This is a genomic window from Dehalococcoides sp. (assembly GCF_041654235.1).
GTDB classification, from domain to species: domain Bacteria; phylum Chloroflexota; class Dehalococcoidia; order Dehalococcoidales; family Dehalococcoidaceae; genus Dehalococcoides; species Dehalococcoides mccartyi_B.
The window spans coordinates 30224-53867 of record NZ_JBAZDW010000002.1; the positions used below are offsets into that span (position 1 = coordinate 30224).

The following is a 23644-nucleotide window of genomic DNA, read 5'->3' on the forward strand; positions in this document are numbered from 1 at the left end:
GTTACTGCTCTTTCTTTTCCCCAATTTCATCATAAACCGCATACCCGGGGTTAAAACCCATACTAATCAACTTTTCTTTGAGCATGAGGTTCAATTCGGTCAACCCCCAACGCTTCACAGCAGAAATAAGCACTGTATTTTCCGCCACCGGACATTCTGTTTTTAATAAACTCAAGGCCTCATCTTCAGTCCAGCTGCGGTTAGTATCCAATTTCAGGTCTATTTTATTCATAGCAGTCAAACGCGGTTTATCAGCTACACCCATATCTGTAAGTATTTTTTCCACTGTTTGACACTGCTCAAAAGCATTCTTAGCGGTTATGTCAACTACATGTACCAGCAAATCAGCTTGGTTTATTTCTTCCAGCGTAGCCCGAAAAGCCTTTACAATGGCGGGGGGCAACTTGCGAATGAAGCCCACTGTATCTGTCAACAATACATTGCCCAATCCGTTTATATACAACCTTCTGGTGGTTGGATCAAGAGTAGCAAAAAGTTTGTTTTCAGCCAGTACATCTGTTCTGGCAACGGCATTCAGCAGGCTACTTTTACCGCTATTGGTATAGCCAACCAATGAAACCACCGGTACGCCACGCATGCGCCTTCTCTCACGGTACAGTTCCCTGTGAATGATTACTTCATCCAGGTGTTCTTTTAGATTACGTATTTTGGTACGAACAATACGCTTATCAGTTTCAAGCTGGGATTCACCCGGTCCTCTGGTACCTATACCGCCACCAAGTCTTTCAAGATGACTCCATTGGCCTGCCAACCTTGGCAGTAAATACTGCATTTGTGCAAGCTCTACCTGAAGCTGGCCCTCACGGGTATTGGCATGTTTGGCAAATATATCCAAAATAAGGGCCACCCGATCAATTACCTTTACACCCAATGCTTCCTCAAGTGACCTTTGTTGAATAGGCGAAAGTTCATCATCAAAAATGACCAGATTGTAGTCAAGTTCCTTTTTCATCTCTATCAGTTCGTCCAGCTTGCCTTTTCCCAAGTATGAGTTTCGGGCAGGTGCATGAAGCTTCTGGATTATACGCCCTACTACAGTTGCACCGGCGGTAGCCACCAGCTGGCATAATTCGTCCAGTGAGTCTTCTATAGCCCAGTTTGAATTACGGTTGGTATCCACCGCTGCCAAAACAGCTCTTTCCGGCTGTATTACTACATTATTCCCAACTGTTTTATTGATGGTATCCTCCATTTATGTAAAGTATATACATATTCATCTATTATATACCATATTGCCTCCATAATTAAGTTAAAACACGTATTGACACACCTCCACCTGATAATTCAAAATAAGAGCTAGTACCAATGGACTAATACTATATAGGAGGAAGCAATAATGATGACCATAGCCGAGTTGTTTGACCTGAGGGGCAAAGTGGCTATCGTGACCGGCGGCGCAATGGGTATTGGAAAAGGGATTTCCATGCGTTTAGCCGAAGCGGGTGCCAGCATAATGATTCCTGACTTGAATCTGGAGGTTGCCCAAAAAACAGCAGCCGAGATTAAAGCCTTGGGAGGCAAAGCTACTGCAATCCAGGCTGATGTAAGCAATATAAACGATGCTCAAAAAGTTATAGATGCCACCCTGAAGGCATTTGGAGATCTGGATATTATGGTGAATAATGCCGGCATTTACCGTTTTATGCCTGCTATTGATATGACCGAAGCCATGTGGGATAAGACTCTTGGTATAAATCTTAAGGGGCTTATGTTCTTCTCGCAGGCAGCCGCTAAAGCTATGATGGCGGCAAAACATGGCGGAAAGATAATAAATATAGCTTCTATAGATGGCTTCCGCCCTACCGGCAATCTGGCTCATTATGACGCATCCAAAGGTGGGGTAATTATGCTTACCAAAGCTATGGCTCAGGAATGGGCACCCCATGGCATACTGGTAAATGCTGTGGCCCCGGGTGGGATAAACACTCCCGGTGCATCTGCCCTAATGCCAAGCGGCAGTATGTCAGCCGAACAGTTGATGGAGTTATCTAAATCATTTGTGGCAAAATTGCCGCTCAAGAGGATGGGTGAACCGGATGATATCGGCAAGGTAGTCCTCTTCCTGGCAAGTGCAGCTGCAGATTATATGGTGGGAAGTGTGATTGTGGCTGACGGCGGTGCTCTGTTGGTTTAACACCATCTATTGGTTTAACACCAGTGGTAAATCCTTAAATAAACAGGGGGGGAGAGTATTTAACTCTCCCCCCTTTACTTTCTATATATGGTGGGCTCGGTAGGTTTCGAACCTACGACCAAGCGGTTATGAGCCGCCCGCTCTGCCCCTGAGCTACGAGCCCTCAGGATAAAACTACTTTATACTTCGCGGCCGGTAAATCCGGTACCGTAATCTTTAACTTTTTGTTCTTTGGCCTCTTCCTGTTTGGCATATTCCACCCAAGCCTCAGGCCCCTTGCCGCAGGATTTTTCGCGTTCTTCACGCCATTTCTTCAGCGGATCAGGATCTTTAATTTTGTTTTCAGCAACTTTTTGTTCAGAAATCCACATTTTTTCGTTGGCAGAATCCTTGCGCATTTCAGGTGCATCTTTTGAAAAAGCTACGCCATGAGTAAAATCCGAAATAATGCGTGTAGATTCGGCACTGCAAACAGGGCAAGTGGCTGACAAGCTGGACTCACTCCGGGGTCTCATAATTTCAAAGACTTTATTACACTTTGAACATGAATATTCGTAGATTGGCATGAGTTACCTCCGATGAACTTGTTATCTTTAATCTGCAGAGAATTCTAACATGTTTTATATCTTCGTTCAAGCAAAAAGATAGTGGCCTTTACTCATAAAATACCTTTGACATGTTTGATTGTTCAGGTTAGAATAACCCTGCTAATTAGCGGGAGTAACTCAGTGGTAGAGTTCCTGCCTTCCAAGCAGGCTGTCGCGGGTTCGAGCCCCGTCTCCCGCTCCATCTTTCTTCCCCTGAGATATAATCGCCAAACCAAGGTCAGAGGCGGTTTATCACTGTATCCAGCTTGTCTTTGTAACCATGCCAGTAGCGCAGTACCAGCCTGACAAACGGATTGCGACGCATTTTCATTGTATAGCTGATATCTGCTGCCCGTTTTATTATCCCTTCTTCATAAGTGGGATAAATATGGGGAATAGTATGAAGTCTTGAAAGTGGTTTATGCAGGCATTTTACTATTTGCAGTTCATGGATAAGGTTTTCGGCCTGTGAACACAGCAGGTGTGCCCCTATCAACCTGTCATTTTTGTCCAGTACAAATTTACACATACCGCGAATATCATGATCCATAACCGCCCTGCGTACTTTGGTTAGCGGGTAGCGGATAATCCGAATGTTATTGCCGTACTTACGTCTGGCCTCATCTTCAGTCAGACCAATATGGGCCATTTGAGGTTCGGAATATGTTACCCAAGCCACATCGTCATACCTAATGCTCTGTTTGAATGGCAAGCAGGCGTTGCTTGCTGCCAAAATAGCCTGTTTTTCGGCCATCATGCCCAACTGGATAGGACCTGCCACATCACCGGCTGCAAATATATTTAAAGAGCTGGTTTGGAGTTTGCTGTTAACACTGATGCCCCGTGCTGTATATTTCACCCCGGCTTTTTCCAGTGCAAGCCCCGCCACATTTGCCCGCCTGCCCACCGCAACCAGCACTGTTTCGGCCGTGATTTCACTAATTTTTCCTTCACGGGTTTGCATTTCAAGCTTCAACTGGCCATTATCCTGTTTTTGAAAACGAATTGCCTTGGTAGAAACATGAATTTGCAGGTTTTCTTCAGCATTCAGATAATCTAGTAATAACCCGCTTAGTTCGGTGTCATCTTTCGGCAGTATACGTTCTGCCATTTCAATAATATCCACTTTGCATCCCAACCAGGCAAAGGCCAGCCCCAGTTCGATACCGGCTGGCCCTCCTCCCAGTACAATCATCGAGGATGGTATGGATTTTATGTCAAATACTGTTTCGTTTGTATAATAAGGTATATCTGCCAATCCTTCTACAGGAGGAATTGCCGGACTTGAGCCAGTGGCAATAATAAAATGTTTTGCTGAAACAACCTGTCCGTTCAAACTGATATGATGCCTATCGGTAAATACGGCTTCACCTTTTAGTATATTTATGCCTGTCTTTTCCAAATTATCAAAATCATCAACCCCGGAAATATCTTCCAGAACGGAATGCAGGTATGGCATAATATTTTCCGTTTGCAAGTTTACACTGACCAGTTTCAACCCATTCTGGTTGTATTTTTTTATTTGACCGACACGGCGTCCTATTTGAAGCAAAGTCTTGGATGGCACACACGCATTCCATGTACAGGCACCACCCAATTTGCCCTTTTCCACCATAGCTACTTTCTTACCCAGTCCGTTAGCAAAAACAGTCGAAGTAAACCCGGCCAATCCGCTGCCAATAACCACCAGATCATATTGAAATTTCATACCTGTTCTCTTTCCGTCTGACAAACCTGCTGAAGCCCGGCGGGATTAAACCTCTCCCCTACCCCGTCTATTCGGCAACCCACCTGATAATATTATGTAATTTTAGACTTAGGCAGGCAGTTAGTTTTATTCTATCAGGCGTTTGCGGCAAGTCAATGGTTTTAGTCAAAGAACCCTTTGTTCAAGTCTGCATCATTGGAATATCCCTGCCGTTCCCAAGTACCCAGATAATTTTCATCATCAGAAAATTCAATCTGGCTAACCCATTTTATCCATTTATAGCCCCACTTGCTTTCAGCAACCAGTTGAAGAGGAAAACCATACTTGGCAGGCAGAGTTACACCGTTCAGTTTATAGGCCAGCATGATATTATTTGAGATCAGGTAATCAAGGCTGAGAGCGGTGGTATATCCATCCAGAGCGTGAAAAATGACCGTATCAGCTTCACCCTTAATACCCACCATACCTGCAATGTCTTTAAAAAGAACACCTTCCCAAAGCATAGTAGCATCCCAGCCTTCTACGCAATGCAGGGTGACTACTTTTGTATAAGGGTTGAAACGGGTTCTTAGTTCATCGTAAGTAAACGAAAGTTCCTGGCCGACCAGCCCGTTAATATTCAAGGTATAAGACACGGTATCAATTTCGGGTGGGCCGGAAATGGAATTATCTCTGAGGTTTAGGATAGAGGTAAGATCTTTGCCTTCATATTCCAGTATCTGTACCCCATCCAAGGTAACCGGGGTATCATTAGAAAATATGTCGCCAAAAGATATGTTTTGGGAATTTAGAAACATGGAGACGGCAAGAAGCAGGACTACCAAGACCCCAAACCCGCGTTTTAAATCCATTGTTTTCTCCCCTTCATGGCAGAAAACCGTTTGCATTACTACACACTTAATAATAACACAAACGCATCGGACTGGCTTTTGGAAATGGCCTGGTCGGGGTGAGAGGATTCGAACCTCCGACTTCAGCGTCCCAAACGCTGCGCGCTAACCAGACTGCGCTACACCCCGCAGGCGCCAGTATAACAAAGCTATGTTACAGGGTCAAGGAAGCCTTATACCCGAATTAACGGCAATCAGGACAGATATTAAAGAAATCTTCAGGAACTTCGGTGGTATTTAGAATATGCTTTATCTGTTTTTCAGGAATCCATTCAGCGCCACACTTGGCACAACGCCTAAGCTTGAAACTGACCTCGCAGTTAGGCCAAGTGATAGTACGCACACCATTCCCATCTTTCATTTTTATGGCCCCGGTGGGACATATATAAGCGCAAGAGCCGCAGGCTATGCAATCTGTCTTATCCTCGTAATACGGCAAGGCGACTTCACGGCCGGTACCCCTGCTTACCAGACTTATGGCACTCTTGCCCACTACCTCGGAACAAACTCTGGTACAAAGGGCGCATAGGGTACATAAATTTTCAGGTTTTTCGCTTTCAAACCGTGTCCCATTTACACCCAGTTTTTTTGCCATGGTCTGAACACCCTCTGACTGAGGGCAACGTGCCAGCAGGAGTTCTATCACCGTTTTGCGGATATTTGTAATCCGGTCATTCTGGGTGGTAACTACCAAACCCTCTTCAACCTGATACAGGCAGGAAGCAACCAGTTTTTTCCGCCCTTTTCTATCAATCTCCACCATGCACAAGCGGCAAGCTCCATAGGCTGAAACCGCTTCATCTACACATAAGGTAGGAATAAAAATACCATGCCGGTGGGCTACTTCCAGTACTGTTTGACCTTCTTCTGCCTGATACTTCTTGCCGTCTATGGTTAAATTTATCATAGCCACCCTACCTTATCTGATTTCTACGGCGTGTAGCTTACAAGCGTCAAAACACGCACCGCATTTAGTACATTTGCTTTGGTCAAGTATGACCGGCATCTTTTTGCCCTGCGAAATGATAGCCCCTGTTGCACAGGCTTTATAGCACAAACCGCAGCCGGGACAGTTGGCATCAATAATGTTATAGGTAATAAGAGCCTTGCATTCCTTGGCCGGGCAAGTCTTTTGCCGGATATGGGCTTCATACTCCTCACGGAAGTATTTTATGGTGGACATAACCGGATTGGGAGCACTGCCGCCCAGAGCGCACAAAGAAGCGTCTTGTATAGCCTGTGAAAGCTGTTCCAGATGCTCTATGTCTCCCTCTTCGCCCTCACCTTTAGTTATCTTTTCTAGAATCTGGCGCATACGTTTGACACCCTCACGGCAAGGTACACATTTGCCGCAGGATTCACCCTCAAGGAAGCTCAGGAAGTAACGGGCAATCTCCACCATGCAGTTATCTTCATCCATAACAATCATGGCACCTGAACCCATCATAGAGCCGGCCTTGGTAAGCTCATCAAAGTCCACCGGCAGATCCAGCATACTTTCGGGCAAACAGCCGCCGGAAGGGCCGCCAGTCTGAATAGCTTTGAATTTCTTGCCTTTGGGGATACCACCGCCAATATCATACACAATTTCCCTAAGGGTAATCCCCATGGGAACTTCAATAAGACCAGTGTTGTTGACCTTGCCTACCAGTGAGAATATCTTGGTACCCTTACTGCCAGCAGTGCCTATTTTGTTAAACCAGTCTGCCCCTTTTTCTATAATCAGGGGTATATTCGCCCAAGTCTCTACGTTATTAAGAGTGGTAGGCTTGTCGTATAGACCCTTTTCAGAGGTATGAACATACTTGGCACGGGGTTCGCCAACCTTACCCTCAAGGGAGGCCATAAGGGCGGTAGATTCACCGCAAACAAAAGCTCCGCCGCCTCTGTTTATATGGATTTTCAGGCTAAACCCGCTGCCCAGTATATTTTCACCCAGCAAACCATAATCTTCGGCCTGTTTTATGGCCAGAAGGGCGTGCTTAACCGCCATAGGATATTCATCACGAATGTAAATATACGCCTCGTGCGAGCCAATAGCATAAGCACCGATAATCATGCCTTCTATAACACTATGGGGATTGCCCTCCATAAGGGAACGATCCATAAATGCACCCGGATCACCTTCGTCACAGTTACAGATTACATACTTTACCGGGTCATGGGCTTCCCTGCAGGACTTCCATTTCCAGCCGGTGGGAAAACCGCCGCCACCCCGACCGCGCAGACCGGATTTAATAATTTCTTCCACAATTTCATCAGGCTTCAGGCTGGATATAGCCTTGGCCAGAGATTTATAGCCGCCTACCGCTAGATAGTCCTCTATAGAGGTAGGGTCTATATTGCCGTTGTTGCCAAAAACCAGACGCATCTGTTTTTTGTAAAAAGGCACATCATGTTCATGCACCTTTTTCTCTTTGGTCATGGGATCAACATACAACAATCGTTCTATTACTTCGTTATTCTTTATGGTTTTTTCAATGATTTCAGGTATATCTGAAATTTTTAGACGTTGGTAGAAAATATTCTGGGGGCGGATAACTACCAGCGGACCGCGTTCACAAAAACCATGGCAACCGGTAGTCCTTACCTCAACCTTATCTCCCAAACCGGCTTTAGCCAGTTCTTCTTCAAAGGCATCTGCAACTTTTTTAGCCCCGTAAGCCTGACAACCGGTACCGCAACAAATAGCAATAACCGCCTGCCCCGAATTCCTGCTTTTAAGAATTTCCTGCCTTTTGGCTTCAAGTTCGGTTGCACTGCTAAACTTTTTAATCGCTATATTACTCATTACTGGCATCCCTCAATCAAAGGTTTTACCTTTTCGGTAGTCATATTGCCCACGTACTGGCCATCTACTACAACTACAGGCCCCAAAGCACAAGCACCGACACAGTTTACAGCATCAAGGCTGAATTTCATGTCTTCGGTATTTTCACCTGCACAGCAACCCAGTTTTTCAACCAGTTTATCCAGTATCTTGCTGGCACCGCGTACGTGGCAGGCAGTCCCCATACACACATGAACGGAATGCTTGCCCTTGGGTTTCAGGCTAAAGGCCTTGAAAAAAGTGGCCACACTATAAACCTGACTCATAGGAACACCCAGTCCCTGGCTTACAGCTTCCAGAGCAGGACGGGGCAGATAATTGAACTCTGTCTGGATATCCTGCAGTATGGCTACCAGCATACCTTTGTCTTTGGCATATTTATCCAGAATGTCTTTAACTTTTGGCGCTACTATTTCTCTAGTTTCAGTGCACATGCCGCCCTCTCTGCAATCTTATTGTATTCCAGCTGAACTCTTTCCTGAATAAGGTCCAGAGATTCTTCTGTCAGGTGGCGGAACCGCCGCTGAAGACTAGCGTATTCCTTTAATGGCTTAAGTGCGGGAGTTTCCATGCTCATCTTGTACTCACCATTAACAACCTCGTACAGGGGGAAAACACCGGTTTCAACTGCCAACCGTCCAATCTTTATGGTATCTTCGGTCGCACAGCGCCAGCCGGTAGGACAAACAGACAAACAATGTATATAGGCCGGCCCGTCAGCCGCCAAAGCTTTGCTGACTTTTTCAATCATGTCAAAGGGATAGCTGGGGCAACAGGTGGCCACATACGGGATATTATGGGCAACTGCAATAGCCGGCATATCCTTTTTCCATGAAAACTGGCCTTTGCCTACCTTGCCGGCCGGCGAGGTTGTGGTGGCTGCCCCGAAGGGGGTAGCTGAAGAACGCTGGATACCGGTGTTCATATAGGCTTCATTGTCAAAACAGATATAAGTAAAATTATGGCCGCGCTCCATAGCACCCGAAAGTGCCTGAAGCCCGATATCTACGGTTGCTCCATCACCCCCGATGGCTACAATCTTTATATCCTTGTCTTCTATCCGTTTTTTACGTTTAAGCACCTTGAGCGCCGACTCCACACCGGAGGCAACTGCTGCTGTATTTTCAAACAGCGTATGTATCCAGGGTAAACGCCATGAGGTATAGGGGTACTGGGAGGCGATAATTTCCATACAGCCGGTGGCATTTACTATTATGGTATTTTCATCCATAGCCTTGGTAGCCAGACGGACTGCCAGAGCCTCGCCGCAACCTATGCACCCGCGATGTCCGGGGGCAAATAACTCACGTTTGGGCAGTAGCTTGGGAACAAATACTGAATAGTTCTGCATTATGCCCTCACTCCATATATTTCGTATTCGTTAGGACTGCCTTTTTCAGCAATCGCCAGACCTTTCTTCATGATATCCTCAAAATTGGCAACGGTTATATCCCGTCCACCCAAACCGCCGATAATGCTGACAATCTTGGGTTTTTTCTCCAGAGGATATAGAGCGGCCTTGATTTCGGAACAGACCGGACCACCCGGACCACCTATTGACAAGGCACGATCAAGCACGATGAGGTTTTTGGCATCTTTGACAGCAGTGCGCAACTCCTCAAAGGGGAAGGGGCGCCAAAGCCGAAGCCGAACCAGCCCCACACTCATACCGTCATCACGCATTTTATCAATGGCGGACATGGCAGTCTCTGAAAAACTGCCCATAGTGAACAGCAGGTTTTCAGCACCTTCGGTGCGATAGGTTTCCACCGGTTTGTAAGAACGGCCAAACTGCTTCTCAAAGTCCTGCCAGACTTCCAAAATAACAGCTTTGGATTTTTGAAAATCCTGTTCCTGTGCCCACTTGGCTTCGGTGAAAATCACCGGGGGGGCAAAATCACCCATAGCACGGGGATTATCAGGGTTTAGTGCATACGGATAGTCGTTAACACTAAGGAAAGCATCTACCTGCTTTCTCTCAGGCATCTCAATAGGCTCAATAACATGAGAAAGATGAAAACCGTCCAAGTGAACCATAACAGGTAAGAGCACCCGTTTGTCTTCGCCTATTTTAAATGAACAGATAGTGTTATCAACCACTTCCTGCCCGTTTTCAGTAAATATTTGTATCCAGCCGATATCACGGCAGGACATTACGTCAGAGTGGTCACCCCAAACTGAAAGCGGACCGGAAAGAGCCCTATTGGCAACTGCCATCATAATAGGCAGCCGCATAGAGGAAGCCACATAAAGCACCTCGTGCATAAGCTCAAGCCCTTGCCCGGCAGTTGCGGTAAAAGTGCGGGCACCGGCTGCCGCCGAGCCCAAACAGGCACTCAGGGCTGAATGTTCAGATTCCACCGGTATATATTCAGCATCCAGCTCGCCTTCAGCCACCATCTCGGCCAAATGTTCAACAATATGAGTTTGAGGAGTAATGGGATAAGCAGCAATAACATCAGCATTGCAAAGCCCAACTGCCTCACTCAGGGCAATAGAAACTTCTAAGCCTACTCTGGGCATTATTTCTCCTCCTCATCCTTCATAACAATAGCTCCGGTGGGACATTCATGAGCGCAGATGCCGCAACCCTTGCAATAGAAAAGGTCTGCTTCGAAAAAGCCCTCTTTGGTCTCATTTATGCAACCTTCGGGGCAAAATATATAGCATACGCCGCATTTTATACATTTTTTAAAATTGTGAATAGGTAGTTGGGAACGCCAATCACCGGTCTTGTACTGGCTGGCATTGCCGGGTTCACTGACTATACAGCCGGGTGTCACTTCCTGCCAGGTAATCTGGTTTTCCTGTTTAGCCAACTTTAAGCTCCTTTACAACAGTCTCTTCAAAGGCCTTTTTCATAGCAGCCATATTTTTGGCAGCCAGCTTTCCAAAGCGGTGTTTTAAAGGTTCTTCGAAGGCTTCCATATCCGCCAGACCGGTAGCCTTTATAAGGGCGCCAAGCATGGTTGTATTAACAATATTGACACCTAAGACTTCTTTGGCAATAGCAGTTGCATCAACTGTGGCTACTTTCCAGCGATCACCGTATTGAGAAGCAAAATGTTCCAGAGGCTTTGTGGTGTTGATAATAAGAGTGCCGCCATCTTTAAGACCTGAGATTACATTCCCGATGATAACCAAACTGGGGTCAAGCACCACCACAATATCCGGCTGGTTGATACCTGAACGTTCACGGATGGGATTGTTGTCACTGATACGATTGAAAGATTGAACCGGGGCACCTCTGCGTTCAGGCCCGAAACTGGGGAATGCCTGAGCATACTTTCCCTTACCGATTGCTGCCTGGGCGATAAGCTCAGCTGAGGTTACCGCACCCTGACCGCCACGCCCATGCCATCTGATTTCAATAAAATGTTTCATGTCTATGGTGGTAGTCCTCCCCGCTTTATAAAAGTGCCCCTGGAGAGACTCGAACTCTCGCCACCAGCTTCGGAGGCTGGTGCTCTATCCACTGAGCTACAGAGGCATAATACCCAATTTTACCTTAAGCTATGTTTTTCCTCAAGGAAGCCGTTTGGCGTTAGCTTCAGCTTTTGGTTTAAAGAAAGGTTTTATCATGACAGGCATAACAAGAGTAGTCAAAATACTGACAGCTACCGCAATGCCGAAAAGGTCACGGGTGATAGCCCCGGCAATAAGCCCCGCCCCGGCTACGATAAGTCCCACCTCACCTCTGGGTACCATACCTACGCCTACTATCATGGCACCGTTATGGCTGGTCTTGCCCACGAACCGGGCAGGGAAGTAACAGCCTACAATCTTGCCGATAATGGCCAGTACCACTATAACCAGTGCCGGTACAATAACAGCCCAGACTTCCCTCAAGTCTACCTGCATACCAAGGTAAGCGAAGAAGAACGGGGCGATAAAAAGCATTATAGGGCGGGTCTGGTGGAGTATTTCCTCTTTTTCCATTGTGGAAGCAAACATAAGCCCGGCTACATAGGCACCAACCACCGGGTGCAAATCTACCAGAGTGACCAGATAGGAAACTATCAAACCCACAATCAAAGCCATAACCGGCATAGTGCCGGAAGATTTGAACGGGGTAAGTATATATTTGGATATATATTTGTGACCATATACGCCCAGCAAAAGTATACCCAGCCAGACGGCAAAACCAATAACACCGGTGGTTACGGCACTAAGTGCATTTACACTGCCACTTTGAGCCATGGAAATAACCACAGACAGGATAACCAGACCGATAATATCATCTACCACCGCAGCTACCAGAATGATAGTGCCTTCACGGGAACTGAGTTTGCCCATATCCATCAGGATACGCACCGTAATGCCAATGCTGGTAGCAGTCAATATGGCACCGATAAAGAGCCAGCCGGCCATATGCAAGTCAGGGAAAAAGTACATGGCGCTAAACACACCCAAAGCAAATGGAACAACCACCCCGCCTATGGCCACCATAGCACCGGTAAAGCTGTTTTTTATAAACGAAGTAACGTTGGTTTCTAACCCTGCCACAAACAGCAGCACTACTACCGCTATCTGCGAAATAATTTCCATGGGAGCAAATCCGCTCAGATGTTCACCATTCTGGCTAAACACACCATCAATAAGGGCAAAGTTCATAATAACCGGGTCATTGGCAAAGAGGAATTGACCCAGCAGAAAGGGCGAAATAATAATACCGGCTAAGAGTTCGCCAATAACCGCCGGTTGCTTAAGAAAACGCTCGGCAATAGCTCCGCCCAAACGGGCAACAAGCAAAATAAGACCGAAAGAAAGTATGAATTTAAAATATATTTCTGTTTCCATACCCGCCACTTAAGAATAATTTGACCTATTCTAGCAAAAAAACTGCCGATAATCTAATTTGCTAATTGGTACGGCAAGCTACCCGCGGGAAAATATATTTTGACACAATAAATTATCCTGTATATACATCTACAAACTTTAATTCTGCCCTGCCGGGATAAATTCTTTCCCCTGCCGAAAATATGCATAGTTATGTAAACCTATCTGAATTTTAAGGAATAAACCTCCGCATACATGCAGATATTTACCAGATGAAACTGCCTTTTTAGACTGGGCAAAGCCATTGGTATTTGTACAATATGCCGTACCTTCCAAAGATACTGCCAGACAAATTTGAATTCAGGGCAGGTTTCATTATATTATTACTCCTGCAGGCTTGGATACACTCTTGATTGGCTTTTAATTTTGCTTGTATTCAAGTAAAATATAGCCTCTGGAGAGGTGTCCGAGTGGTTGATGGTGCTGCTCTCGAAAAGCGGTCTCCGTGAAAGCGGAGCGTGGGTTCGAATCCCACCCTCTCCGCCATAGGGCTTAATAAAAGAATACTTACAGATAAGATACGGAGAGGTGCTGGAGTGGTCTATCAGGCACGCCTGGAAAGCGTGTGTCGCCGCAAGGTGACCGTGGGTTCGAATCCCACCTTCTCCGCCATTAAATTTGAACGCTAAAGCCCTCAAATTATGAGGGCTATTTTTTTGCCATTCAGCCAGAATATCCCTTCCATATAAGGTTTTGGTTGTCTGCATATTGTGCCTGTGCTAGAATTCCAAAAGAACAAGATGCAAAACCAAGATAACAACTACGCCATAGGTTTCAGTTATATAAACGGGGTCGGCCGGGTACGCCTGAACCTGCTGGATAACTATTTCGGCAATCTGGAAAATGCCTGGCATGCCGGCAAAGAAGCTCTGATATCAGCCGGACTTGATAACACTCTGGCCGAAAATATTGTGGCTCACCGTCCTAAAATAGACCTCTCTAAAACCCTTGAAACCCTGAAACGGCATGATATACAGACATATGCCCACACGGATAAAGATTATCCTGCCAGCTTAAAGCAAATACATGATTATCCGCCTCTTATTTTTGTAAAAGGAAAGCTTTTACCAGCAGACGAACTGTGTTTGGGTATAGTAGGTACCCGCCAGCCCACGGTATACGGAAAACTGGTAACCGAAGAACTGGCGGAGTCTCTGGCACGAGCCGGCCTAACCATAGTCTCAGGTCTGGCTAGAGGCATAGATACTGTTGCCCATACCACAGCCCTAAAGGCCGGCGGCAGAAGCATTGCAGTTTTTGGTTGCGGGCTGGATATTATTTACCCCTCAGAAAACCATTCACTTGCCCGCCAGATAGCTGAAAACGGAGCGCTTATAAGCGAACATCCGCCCGGAATCCGTCCCCGCCCCGAATTTTTCCCCCGCCGCAACCGTATACTCTCGGGTTTATGCCGCGGCATACTGGTAACCGAGGCTGGAGAAAACAGCGGGGCAGTTATAACCGCAAATTACGCACTTGAACAAAACCGCGAGATTTTTGCCGTTCCGGGGAGTATACTATCACCGTCTTCATTGGGGACTAACCGCCTTATTCAGGAAGGGGCAAAGCTGGTTAGCTCTGTCAAAGACGTACTTGAAGAACTGAATATCAGCCTGTTTTCAGAGGAGAATACTACCGTTGAAATTATACCTGAAAACCAGACTGAAAGCTTGATATTGGGTAAACTTGGCTATGAGCCTGTACATATTGACCAGATTTGCCGTGAGTGCGCTCTGGGTGTAGCCTTGGTCAGTGGCACCCTGGCCATAATGGAACTGAAAGGTCAGGTCCGTTCTACCGGAGGCATGAATTATGTGCGAACCCGGGGAAAAAAGGAAATCTACCAGCTGGAGACGAATTAAGCTGTCATGAAAGAAAAACTTGTTATAGTTGAGTCACCTGCCAAAGCCCGTACTATCAGCAAAATGCTGGGTAAGGACTTTAATATTATGGCCACCATGGGGCATATACGGGATTTGCCTAAAAGTACGCTGGGCGTAGATGTTGAAAACAATTTTACCCCCAAATATGTTTCCCTGAAGGCTAAGGCCAAGATTATAAAGGAACTTAAGGAAGCAGTCAAGAATTCCAAGGCAATATATCTGGCTACCGACCCTGACCGCGAAGGTGAGGCCATTGCCTGGCATATATCCGAAGTCACCAAAGCCAATCTATCCAACCCTAAACGGGTGGTGTTTCACGAAATTACCAAAGAAGCCATAGACAAGGCTTTCAAAAATACCCGTGAACTGGATATGGATCTGGTAAATGCCCAGCAAGCCCGCCGGGTGCTTGACCGGCTGGTGGGTTACAAACTAAGCCCCCTGCTCTGGCGAAAGGTTCAAAGGGGACTTTCAGCCGGACGGGTACAATCTGTCTCCCTGAAAATAATAGTTGACCGTGAACGGGAAATAGAGAAGTTTGTATCTACTGAATACTGGAACATAGAGGCCTTGCTGAGTAAAAAAGTAAAATCAGCCGCCTTCAAAGCCACTCTGGCCGGTTATGTAACCAAAGGCAAACTGGAAATACATAACGAATCTGAAGCTGACCAAATCAAAAAAGAGCTTGAGGTATCTGACTATCAGGTACTAAAAATAAAAAGAAAATCAAACCTCAGACAATCTCCTGCACCCTTTATTACCAGCACTCTCCAGCAGGAAGCCTGGCGGAAACTCCGTTTTTCAGCCAAGCAAACCATGGTCATAGCCCAGCAACTGTATGAAGGCCTGAACGTAGAGGGTGAAGGAGAAGTGGGTCTTATCACCTATATGCGTACTGACTCTACCAATGTGGCACGAACTGCTGTAGCCGAAACCCGTGATTATATAACTGAAAAATACGGCCCTGCCTACCTGCCCAAACAGGCCAGAGTATTCTCAAGCAAAGTTAAGGGAGCACAGGAAGCCCATGAAGCTATCCGCCCTACCCGTATAAATCGCACACCTGATTTTATCAAGAAGAGTTTGTCGGCAGACCAGTTCAAGCTTTACCAGCTTATCTGGCAACGCATGATAGCCAGCCAGATGAGCCCTGCCGTCTTTGACAATACAACTATAGATATAGAGGCCAAGCACCAGCCATCAAAAACCCGCTATCTGCTTAGGACTACCAGCTCGGTAAATACTTTCCCGGGTTTTACTATTGTGTATATAGAGGGCAAGGACGAGGACGAGGAAAAAGAACAATCCAGCCTGCCCCCCATGGAAGAAGGCGAAGAACTGAAGCTGAAAAGTCTGGATGCTACCCAGCACTTTACCCAACCGCCTCCCCGTTATACCGAAGCTACACTAATCAAGGCGCTGGAACAGAACGGTATCGGACGCCCCAGCACTTATGCTCCCACTATTTCCACCATACAGGAACGGGAATATATTACCAAGCTTAAAGGCAGCCTGAAGCCCAGTGAACTGGGGATGCTGGTAAATGACCTGCTGGTAGAGCATTTCCCTGATATTATCGGCATAGATTTTACCGCCGCCATGGAAGCCGAACTGGATAAAATAGCTACCGAAAAACTGGATTGGGTGCCCATTATACGGCGTTTCTACGAACCATTTATAAAAGAAATAGAAGCCGCCAGTGAAAAAATTGAGAAAATTAAGCCACCTGAAGAAGAACTGGACGAACTTTGCCCTGAATGTAATGCCAAACTGGTCATCAAACGGGGACGCTTCGGCAAATTTATTGCCTGCTCACGTTATTCCAAGGAAGATGACGGCTGCCGTTACACCCGCTCATACCAGATAAAAACAGGTGCCAAATGCCCCGACTGCAATTCGGATATAGTTGAGAAATACAGCAAAAAGGGCAAGATATTTTACGGCTGTGCCGGTTACCCGAACTGCAAATTTGTATCTTTCTACAAGCCCTTGACCAAACCTTGCCCGGAATGCGGCGCGCTTATGACCAAGAGCGGCCAGAACTGGGCAAAATGCACCAAGTGCGGTAAACGCAAAAAACTTGAAGATGAAAGCTAAATGCAGGAGAATTTTAACAAATACCTTGAATATCTATCGGTAGAAAAAAACGTTTCACCTTATACCCTTAGAAACTACCGCACAGATTTAATTGGTTTTGTTAATTACCTGATTGAAAAAAAAGTAAGCTCTTTTGACAGGGTTGACCGCTATATCCTGAGGGATTACATGTCAAGCCTGATAGCCAAAGGAATTGTAAAGGGCAGTATTGCCCGTAAACTTTCGGCAGTACGTTCATTTTACCGTTATCTTATGCGGGAAGGCCTTATTCAAAAAAACCCCACCTTAAATGCCTCCAGCCCCCGTCTGGACAAACGCCTGCCGGAGTTTCTGACCGTAACCGAGGTTAACAAACTTCTGCGGGTGCCAGATTCCTCCACCCCCCAAGGACTACGTGACAAAGCTTTTATGGAACTCCTTTACGCCAGCGGCCTGCGTGTCAGCGAGCTGGTTAAACTGGATATAGAAAATATGGACCTGCACAGCCACCAGATACGTGTTTGGGGTAAAGGGTCTAAAGAACGCGTAGTTCTAGCGGGCTTACCTGCCATCCAGTCCATTCAAAACTATCTCAATCTAGGCAGACCTTTGCTAAAAGGCAAGCGGAATACCCCGGCCTTATTCCTGAACCCAACCGGCGGCAGACTGAGCGCCCGCAGTTTTCAGGAAAGGCTGGATAAACTGGCCAAACAGGCAGGCATTGAAAAACACGTCCATCCCCATATGCTGCGCCACACTTTTGCTACTCACCTGCTGGACGGAGGAGCAGACCTTCGGGTGGTACAGGAACTTCTGGGGCACTCTAATCTTTCCACTACCCAGATATATACCCATGTTACCAAAAGCCAAGCCCGTAAAGTCTACATGTCCAGTCATCCGCTGGCCAGACCACAGAATAATATCGCCGGGAGGGAAGACGAATGAGCCAGTCAAACGGACAAAGACTTGCACTCCTAAGAAAACTTATGGCCGAAAATGAACTGGATGGATTGCTTGTATCCAAACCCGAAAACCAGTGTTACCTGTCCGGTTTTTCCGGCGGCGAAGGCCACCTGTTTATTACCCCGACCCAATCTTTTATTGCGGTAGATTTCCGCTATTATGAGCAGGCTGAAAATGAGTCTCCTGATTATACTTTATGTAAAGTTATAAACGGAAGGTCACTCTGGTTGCCCGAACTGTTAAGCTCCGAAAGTATCCGCCGTCTGGGTTTTGAATCTTCCTTTATTACTTTTGAACAATACAGCAAACTAAAAAACACACTCAGCGAAAGCGGTTTAAATGTCTTGCTTGTGGAAACCGCAGATTTAGCAGGAAAACTGCGAAAGATAAAATCCGAAAATGAAATAGACTGCATCAAACAGGCCTCCGCTATTGGAGATGCCGCTTTCTCCGCCCTACCCTCCCTGCTGACACCGGGGATGACCGAAAGGGAACTGGCTTGGGAACTTGAGAAATTTATGAAAAGCCACGGCAGCCAATCCATGCCGTTTGAGGTGATTGCCGCAACCGGGGCAAACTCTGCCCTGCCTCACGCTCAAACCCGCCCTGAAGCGGTGGCTGACGGACAACCCCTGCTGATGGATTATGGGGCAAAGTTCAGCTGGTACGCCAGTGACATGACCAGAACTGTCCTGCCGGGAAAACCGAATAGCCAATTTAAGAAAATATATGATATAGTTCTGGCCGCCCAGCAAACGGCCATAGACCAAATCCACTCCGGAATGACCGGACAAGAGGCTGATGCTATTGCCCGGGAGGTTATCGAAAAAGCCGGGTACGGGGCAAATTTCGGACACAGCCTTGGGCATGGAGTGGGGCTGGAGGTCCACGAGGAACCGCACCTGAGTCCCAGAAGTACAGATATACTTGAAAACGGTATGGTTTTCAGTATTGAGCCGGGCATTTATCTGCCGGGATGGGGCGGTATCCGCATAGAAGATACCTGTATGCTTAAAAATGGTAAAATAGAGTTGCTTTCAAAATCAGATAAACAAAACCCGTATATTTAGAAGAGAAAGGTTTATATGGCCACTGGAAACGAATTAAAAAAGAGTTGTATCATCAAACAGGAAAACGGTCTATTCCAAGTAATAGATATCCAACATGTAAAAATGAAGCACACCGCCTTGCTACGTCTGAAACTGAAAGATATACGGGACGGGCACACTATGGAACAAACCTTTCAATCAGATGAAAAGTTCAATCTGGTAAATCTGGAATACCGCCATATGCAATTTTTATATAATGATGAAAACGTCTACCACTTCATGGATGAAAAAACCTTTGAGCAGATAGCTCTGAATAAAGCCGTACTGGGTGATGCCGTTAACTACCTGCTTGAAAACGGCAGTGTCAGGGTAATGACCTTTCAGGAAGACGCTATAGGTGTTGAACTACCGGCATCCGTCAATCTGAGGATAGCCCATACCGAACCGGGTTTTAAAGGCGATACCGCCGCCACCACTACCAAACCGGCTACTCTGGAAACGGGACTTGTCATACAAGTGCCGTTATTTATAAATACCGAAGACTTAATCAGGGTAGATACCCGCAGCGGCCAATATCTGGGAAAGGCAACCACTTAACAATGTTAAAAGCTGATTTACACGTCCATACAAATTATTCTATGGACTCAAATACCCAACCAAAAGACCTGATAAGCAAATGCGTTGAAAAAGGCATCAACTGCATTTCTTTGTGTGACCATGGCACGGCCGAAGGGGCCTTGATGCTGGCCAAGGAAAGCCCCATAAAAATAATAATCTCAGAGGAAGTGCTGACCCCCCACGGAGAGATTATGGGCATGTTTCTTAAAGAAAGCATACCCAGCGGCATATCAGTAGACGAATGTGTATCCCGCATAAAAGCACAGGGTGCTCTGGTATGCATTCCCCACCCTTATGACGGGCTAAGGGGTTCGGCGCTGATAGATACGGAGCTGGAAAGACTGGCTTCCGAGGGGAAAATAGACGTGCTGGAGGTATTTAATTCCCGCACCCTGCTTAACGGAAGCCTTAAAAAAGCCCGCAAGCTGGCCAAACAGTATGACTTGCCCATGAGCGCCGGCACGGATTCCCATACTTTGCCTGAAATAGGCACTACCTACGTAACCATGCCTGATTTCAATACCCCCAAGGAATTCATAGCCGCCCTCCGGCAGGGACGGATAACCGGCCGCCAGAACCGCATGGTTCGGATACGGGCACTCATACGCAAACTTTCCAAATATATCAAACCGGAGAAATAAGCATGTTTGAACTGGGCTGGTTTTCAACTGCCAGAGGCAAAGGATCCCTCTCCCTTTTGACTGCAGTGCTGGACAGCATCCAAAAGGGAGAGCTTAAGGCAAGGATAAGTTTTGTCTTTTGCAGCCGCGAACCCGGTGAATCAGCCGAGACAGACGCTTTTTTTGAACTGGTAAAAAACTACAAGATACCGCTGGTTACCTTTTCCTACCAGAAATATAAAACACGGGTAAACGGTAATGATGAAATACCCGGCAGCATCCTACCGCAGTGGAGACTGGACTATGACCGCGAGGTCATAAACCGCCTCAAGGAATATAACCCTCAGTTATGCGTACTGGCTGGCTACATGCTGATAATGGGACCGGAAATGTGTAGCCGTTATAACATTATAAATCTGCACCCAGCCACTCCATGGGGACCCAAAGGCACTTGGAAAGAGGTTATCTGGGAGCTTATGCAGCAAAAAGCCGCCGAAACCGGGGCTATGATACATCTGGTAACACCTGAACTGGACAGGGGACCAGTGGTAAGTTACTGCCGTTTCCCAATCCAGACAGATTCCTTAAAGCCTCTTTGGGATAGTATTGCAAAGCGGACGGTAAATGATATTAAAACCGCCGAGGGTGAAGACAACTCCCTTTTCAAAGCTATCCGCCACCAGGGAACTATCCGCGAACTGCCGCTTATAGTCCGCAGTATAAAGGCCATAAGCGAAGGGCGGGTAAATATCCGCAAGGGTCAGGTAACTGATAACTGCGGACAAACTATACCGGGTTATGACCTGAGCGCCGAGATTGACCACCTAATCCAAGGGAGAGAATGACATGACTACTTGTAGTCTTGAGGCTATCGGCTTGGGGGCGGTGCATGTAGATCATATATATACTGTGGAGCAAATACTCCATGACGGCGAATGTGTAGTCACCGAATCTGCCTCATTCCCCGGCGGTTCAGGTGCAAATACTATACATGGGTTATCCCGGCTGGGATTAAAATGCGGCTTCATAGGAGCAGTGGGGAATGACTCTGACGGCAACCTGTTGATTAAAGACTTTGAAAACGCAGGTATAGATAACCAGTACCTGATGGTAACGGACGAAGCCCAAACGGGCTCAGTGGTTTCACTAAGTGAATCTTCCGGGCGCCGCTCAACATATGTAAATCCCGGTGCCAACAATTACCTTAACCTTTCTGATATCAATCTAGAGTACTTAAGCCAAGCCAAGCTGGTTCATATGTCAACTTTCTTCAGCCAGAATGAATTTGCCCTTTGCCATGAAATAGCGGAACGGCTGGCACCGGATGTACTTTTCAGCTTTTCACCCGGAGCCCTCTTTGCCGCCCAGGGGCTGAAAAGGCTTGCTCCCATTCTTTCACGCACAAATGCCCTTTTCACCAACCAACTGGATATAGAGAAAATGACCCAAAAGAATTATCAGCGGGCTACGGATATGTGTATCCGCAGCGGATGTGAACATGTGGTAGTTACTCTGGGAGAGAGCCGCCGTTTTCAACGAAAAGGCAAAATAACCCTCCAGACCTATATACGGGACAAAGACCACGAGTGCCATATGGAGTCAACCGTCAGCCTCAGGAAAGATATCCGTACCGTAGTGGATACAATAGGTGCGGCAGATGCCTTTACCACCGGTTTCCTTTTCGGGCTTATGGGGGATAAACCCATTGAAGAGTGCGGCTTGCTGGGGGATATTTCTGCCCGTTTCTGCATAAGCAAGCTGGGTGCCCGTTCAGGTTTGCCCAATCTGGAAGGGCTAAAAGAACGTTTCGGCATGCACTATTTTACTAACTGATTTCTTACCGCTTGAAGAATAAAAACGCCCCTCTTGCGAAGGGCGTTTTGTCTTTAGATGTAAAACCACCAACTGTTAAATTATTTGTTTTCAGGTTTCTGCAAAATTTCGTCTATTAAACCGTATTCCACCGCCTGCTGGGCACTCAAATAATAGTCACGGTCACTGTCATGGACTATTTTCTCCATGGTCTGGCCGGTATGTTTTACCAGAATATTCCGCAAAATATCCTGCTGGCGCATAATCTCGCGGGCGGCAATTTCAATATCCGAAGCCTGTCCCTGAGCACCACCCATAGCCTGATGCATATGAATGGTAGCATTAGGCAAGGCATAGCGTTTGCCTTTAGCACCGGCACACAGGAGTACAGTTGCCATGGAAGCAGCCACGCCTACGCAAATGGTGGATACCTTGGGGCGTATAAGCTGCATGGTATCGTACATGGCAAGACCGGCAGATATTACCCCGCCGGGGCTGTGTATATATAGACTGATATCCTTGTCCGGGTCTTCCCTGTCAAGAAACAGTAACTGGGCAATAACCAGATTGGCTACCTGATCGTTTATTTGCGAACCCAGAAAGATAATTCTTTCCTTCAGCAATAGAGAATAAATGTCAAAGGCACGTTCTCCTCTGGCACTACTCTCAATAACCATAGGTACTACGTTTTCAGGGCTTATCATTTATCTGCCTCCTCTGTTTTTTCATCTTCATCAGCTTTAGGTTCGACAGCCTCAAGAGCTGGCTGAAGGGCTATTTCATCTATAAAAGCCATAGTTTTACGGGCAGTCAGAAGCTGAATAAGACGGTCTCTGGTTTCCGATTGATTGTAAAGGGCTTTTTCTTCTTCTTTTTTATCACCGGCATCTGTAATCAGTTTTTCAATTTCAGCATCTACTTCTTCATCATTGGGTACCAGATTTTCGGTGGTGGCCAGTTTACCCAACGCCAGCGAAGATGCTACCCGTTGTTCCGCCAGAGGGCGATACCGCTGCTGCATATCCTCCGGTGTCATTTGGGAAAGCATAGCCCGGAATTCTTCGGGGCTTTTTACATTACTCTGCAGACGTTGCAGCTGCTGTTCAATTATCTGGTCCAGCTCTGCTTCCACCATAACTTCCGGATAATCTATTTTACTCATTTTTATCAGGGCTTCAACAATCTGGTCTTCAAACTTGGCCTGAGCCTTGTCATCCTGTCTGTCCTGCATATTTTCCCGAATACGCTGGCGAAGCTCAGACAGAGTGTTAAACTCAGGGTTTAATTCGTGGGCAAATGCATCATTTAGTTCAGGCAGTTTTTCTTCTTTAATTTCACGGACAGTTACCTTAAAAGCGGCTGTTTTACCGGCCAGTTCAGCCCGTGCATGGTCTTCGGGGAAAACTATTGAAAATTCTTTGGGTTCACCCGCAACCATATCTACCAGGCAGTCGCCAAAACCGGGAGCAGGATAAATGGCCTCTTCCCGAACTGAATACTGCATATCCTCACGGTTCAGATAGGGTTCGCCATTAAGGGTGCTTTCAACCTGCATAAGTAGCATGTCACCCATTTTGACAGGACGTTCCGCTGTTTCCCAAGTAGCTCGCTGAT

General features: G+C 46.6%; 23 protein-coding genes and 6 tRNA genes. 12 read left to right on the forward strand and 17 right to left on the reverse strand.

The genetic code is table 11. From position 1 onward, the window contains the following. Position 1: 1 nt before the first annotated feature. Complete coding sequence (hflX, locus tag WC259_RS00500; RefSeq protein ID WP_078986842.1) at positions 2-1213, reverse strand: GTPase HflX; 1212 nt, start codon at positions 1211-1213, stop codon at positions 2-4. 144 nt (positions 1214-1357) lie between these two features. On the opposite strand from hflX, the gene WC259_RS00505 reads away from it, so the two are divergent. Next, complete coding sequence (locus tag WC259_RS00505) at positions 1358-2155, forward strand: SDR family NAD(P)-dependent oxidoreductase (protein WP_078983075.1); 798 nt, start codon at positions 1358-1360, stop codon at positions 2153-2155. Between the two features lie 88 nt (positions 2156-2243). Here WC259_RS00505 and WC259_RS00510 read toward each other — a convergent pair. Further along, positions 2244-2318: transfer RNA gene (locus WC259_RS00510), tRNA-Ile, on the reverse strand. A 16-nt stretch (positions 2319-2334) separates the two neighbouring features. Beyond that, complete coding sequence (locus WC259_RS00515) at positions 2335-2721, reverse strand: zinc ribbon domain-containing protein (protein WP_011309203.1); 387 nt, start codon at positions 2719-2721, stop codon at positions 2335-2337. 148 nt (positions 2722-2869) lie between these two features. On the opposite strand from WC259_RS00515, the gene WC259_RS00520 reads away from it, so the two are divergent. After that, positions 2870-2944, forward strand: a tRNA-Gly gene (locus tag WC259_RS00520). 36 nt (positions 2945-2980) lie between these two features. Here the strand turns inward: WC259_RS00520 and WC259_RS00525 are convergent. From WC259_RS00525 to WC259_RS00580, 12 genes are all read right to left on the reverse strand, one after another. Continuing rightward, a complete protein-coding gene (locus WC259_RS00525) occupies positions 2981-4450 on the reverse strand; it encodes an NAD(P)/FAD-dependent oxidoreductase (protein WP_303677403.1) in 1470 nt (489 codons plus the stop codon). A gap of 161 nt (positions 4451-4611) precedes the next feature. Beyond that, positions 4612-5301, reverse strand: a complete 690-nt coding sequence (locus WC259_RS00530; RefSeq protein WP_372642759.1) for a molybdopterin-dependent oxidoreductase — start codon at positions 5299-5301, stop codon at positions 4612-4614. Between the two features lie 90 nt (positions 5302-5391). Further along, a tRNA-Pro gene (locus WC259_RS00535) sits at positions 5392-5469 on the reverse strand. Positions 5470-5524: 55 nt separating this feature from the next. Further along, entirely contained in the window at positions 5525-6247 is a 723-nt protein-coding gene (locus WC259_RS00540) for a 2Fe-2S iron-sulfur cluster-binding protein (RefSeq protein WP_011309200.1), read from the reverse strand. Between the two features lie 12 nt (positions 6248-6259). Beyond that, entirely contained in the window at positions 6260-8131 is a 1872-nt protein-coding gene (locus WC259_RS00545) for an NADH-quinone oxidoreductase subunit NuoF (protein WP_012984284.1), read from the reverse strand. Beyond that, positions 8131-8604, reverse strand: a complete 474-nt coding sequence (locus WC259_RS00550; protein WP_015407030.1) for an NAD(P)H-dependent oxidoreductase subunit E — start codon at positions 8602-8604, stop codon at positions 8131-8133. Before WC259_RS00550 ends, WC259_RS00545 begins: the two co-directional genes overlap by 1 nt. Beyond that, the gene (gene porB / locus WC259_RS00555) at positions 8580-9521 is read right to left on the reverse strand and encodes a pyruvate synthase subunit PorB (RefSeq protein WP_015407029.1); all 942 of its coding nucleotides are present in this window, start codon (positions 9519-9521) and stop codon (positions 8580-8582) included. Before porB ends, WC259_RS00550 begins: the two co-directional genes overlap by 25 nt. Then, the gene (locus WC259_RS00560; RefSeq protein WP_015407028.1) at positions 9521-10693 is read right to left on the reverse strand and encodes a transketolase C-terminal domain-containing protein; all 1173 of its coding nucleotides are present in this window, start codon (positions 10691-10693) and stop codon (positions 9521-9523) included. The genes porB and WC259_RS00560 overlap by 1 nt, the downstream gene beginning before the upstream one ends. Continuing rightward, positions 10693-10989: a 4Fe-4S binding protein gene (locus WC259_RS00565; protein ID WP_011929000.1), complete on the reverse strand. Its 297-nt coding sequence runs from the start codon at positions 10987-10989 to the stop codon at positions 10693-10695. Before WC259_RS00565 ends, WC259_RS00560 begins: the two co-directional genes overlap by 1 nt. Continuing rightward, the gene (locus WC259_RS00570) at positions 10982-11554 is read right to left on the reverse strand and encodes a 2-oxoacid:acceptor oxidoreductase family protein (RefSeq protein WP_011309194.1); all 573 of its coding nucleotides are present in this window, start codon (positions 11552-11554) and stop codon (positions 10982-10984) included. The genes WC259_RS00565 and WC259_RS00570 overlap by 8 nt, the downstream gene beginning before the upstream one ends. A 34-nt stretch (positions 11555-11588) precedes the next feature. Beyond that, positions 11589-11660 (reverse strand) — tRNA-Arg (locus tag WC259_RS00575). Positions 11661-11695: 35 nt separating this feature from the next. Continuing rightward, positions 11696-12970, reverse strand: coding sequence for a cation:proton antiporter (locus WC259_RS00580; RefSeq protein WP_011928999.1), 1275 nt, complete (start codon positions 12968-12970; stop codon positions 11696-11698). A 435-nt stretch (positions 12971-13405) separates the two neighbouring features. Between WC259_RS00580 and WC259_RS00585 the strand changes: the two genes are divergently transcribed. The 10 genes from WC259_RS00585 to WC259_RS00630 all read left to right on the forward strand — a co-directional run bounded on the left by WC259_RS00585 (position 13406) and on the right by WC259_RS00630 (position 22051). Next, positions 13406-13495: transfer RNA gene (locus WC259_RS00585), tRNA-Ser, on the forward strand. Between the two features lie 36 nt (positions 13496-13531). Beyond that, positions 13532-13621 (forward strand) — tRNA-Ser (locus WC259_RS00590). Between the two features lie 128 nt (positions 13622-13749). Then, positions 13750-14871 (forward strand): DNA-processing protein DprA, encoded by a 1122-nt coding sequence (gene dprA, locus WC259_RS00595; protein WP_015407026.1) that lies wholly within the window; start codon positions 13750-13752, stop codon positions 14869-14871. A gap of 6 nt (positions 14872-14877) precedes the next feature. Further along, a complete protein-coding gene (topA, locus tag WC259_RS00600; protein WP_372642766.1) occupies positions 14878-16989 on the forward strand; it encodes a type I DNA topoisomerase in 2112 nt (703 codons plus the stop codon). Then, positions 16990-17913 carry a tyrosine recombinase XerC gene (gene xerC / locus WC259_RS00605; RefSeq protein ID WP_011309189.1) on the forward strand — a complete coding sequence of 308 codons (924 nt, stop codon included), beginning with the start codon at positions 16990-16992 and terminating at the stop codon, positions 17911-17913. It begins immediately after the preceding gene. Next, positions 17910-19001, forward strand: a complete 1092-nt coding sequence (locus WC259_RS00610) for a Xaa-Pro peptidase family protein (protein WP_011309188.1) — start codon at positions 17910-17912, stop codon at positions 18999-19001. The genes xerC and WC259_RS00610 overlap by 4 nt, the downstream gene beginning before the upstream one ends. A 15-nt stretch (positions 19002-19016) precedes the next feature. Continuing rightward, entirely contained in the window at positions 19017-19577 is a 561-nt protein-coding gene (gene efp / locus WC259_RS00615; RefSeq protein WP_372642770.1) for an elongation factor P, read from the forward strand. A 2-nt stretch (positions 19578-19579) separates the two neighbouring features. Then, on the forward strand, positions 19580-20239 hold the full coding sequence (locus tag WC259_RS00620) for a PHP domain-containing protein (protein ID WP_011309186.1): 660 nt from the start codon (positions 19580-19582) through the stop codon (positions 20237-20239). Between the two features lie 2 nt (positions 20240-20241). Then, the gene (locus WC259_RS00625; protein ID WP_078986834.1) at positions 20242-21063 is read left to right on the forward strand and encodes a phosphoribosylglycinamide formyltransferase; all 822 of its coding nucleotides are present in this window, start codon (positions 20242-20244) and stop codon (positions 21061-21063) included. A 1-nt stretch (position 21064) separates the two neighbouring features. Further along, positions 21065-22051 carry a carbohydrate kinase family protein gene (locus WC259_RS00630; RefSeq protein WP_011309184.1) on the forward strand — a complete coding sequence of 329 codons (987 nt, stop codon included), beginning with the start codon at positions 21065-21067 and terminating at the stop codon, positions 22049-22051. 80 nt (positions 22052-22131) lie between these two features. Here the strand turns inward: WC259_RS00630 and WC259_RS00635 are convergent, their stop codons facing one another. After that, on the reverse strand, positions 22132-22734 hold the full coding sequence (locus WC259_RS00635; RefSeq protein ID WP_011309183.1) for an ATP-dependent Clp protease proteolytic subunit: 603 nt from the start codon (positions 22732-22734) through the stop codon (positions 22132-22134). Then, on the reverse strand, positions 22731-23644 hold a 914-nt coding region (tig, locus tag WC259_RS00640; RefSeq protein ID WP_372642774.1), incomplete at its 5' end, for a trigger factor. The genes tig and WC259_RS00635, both read right to left, overlap by 4 nt.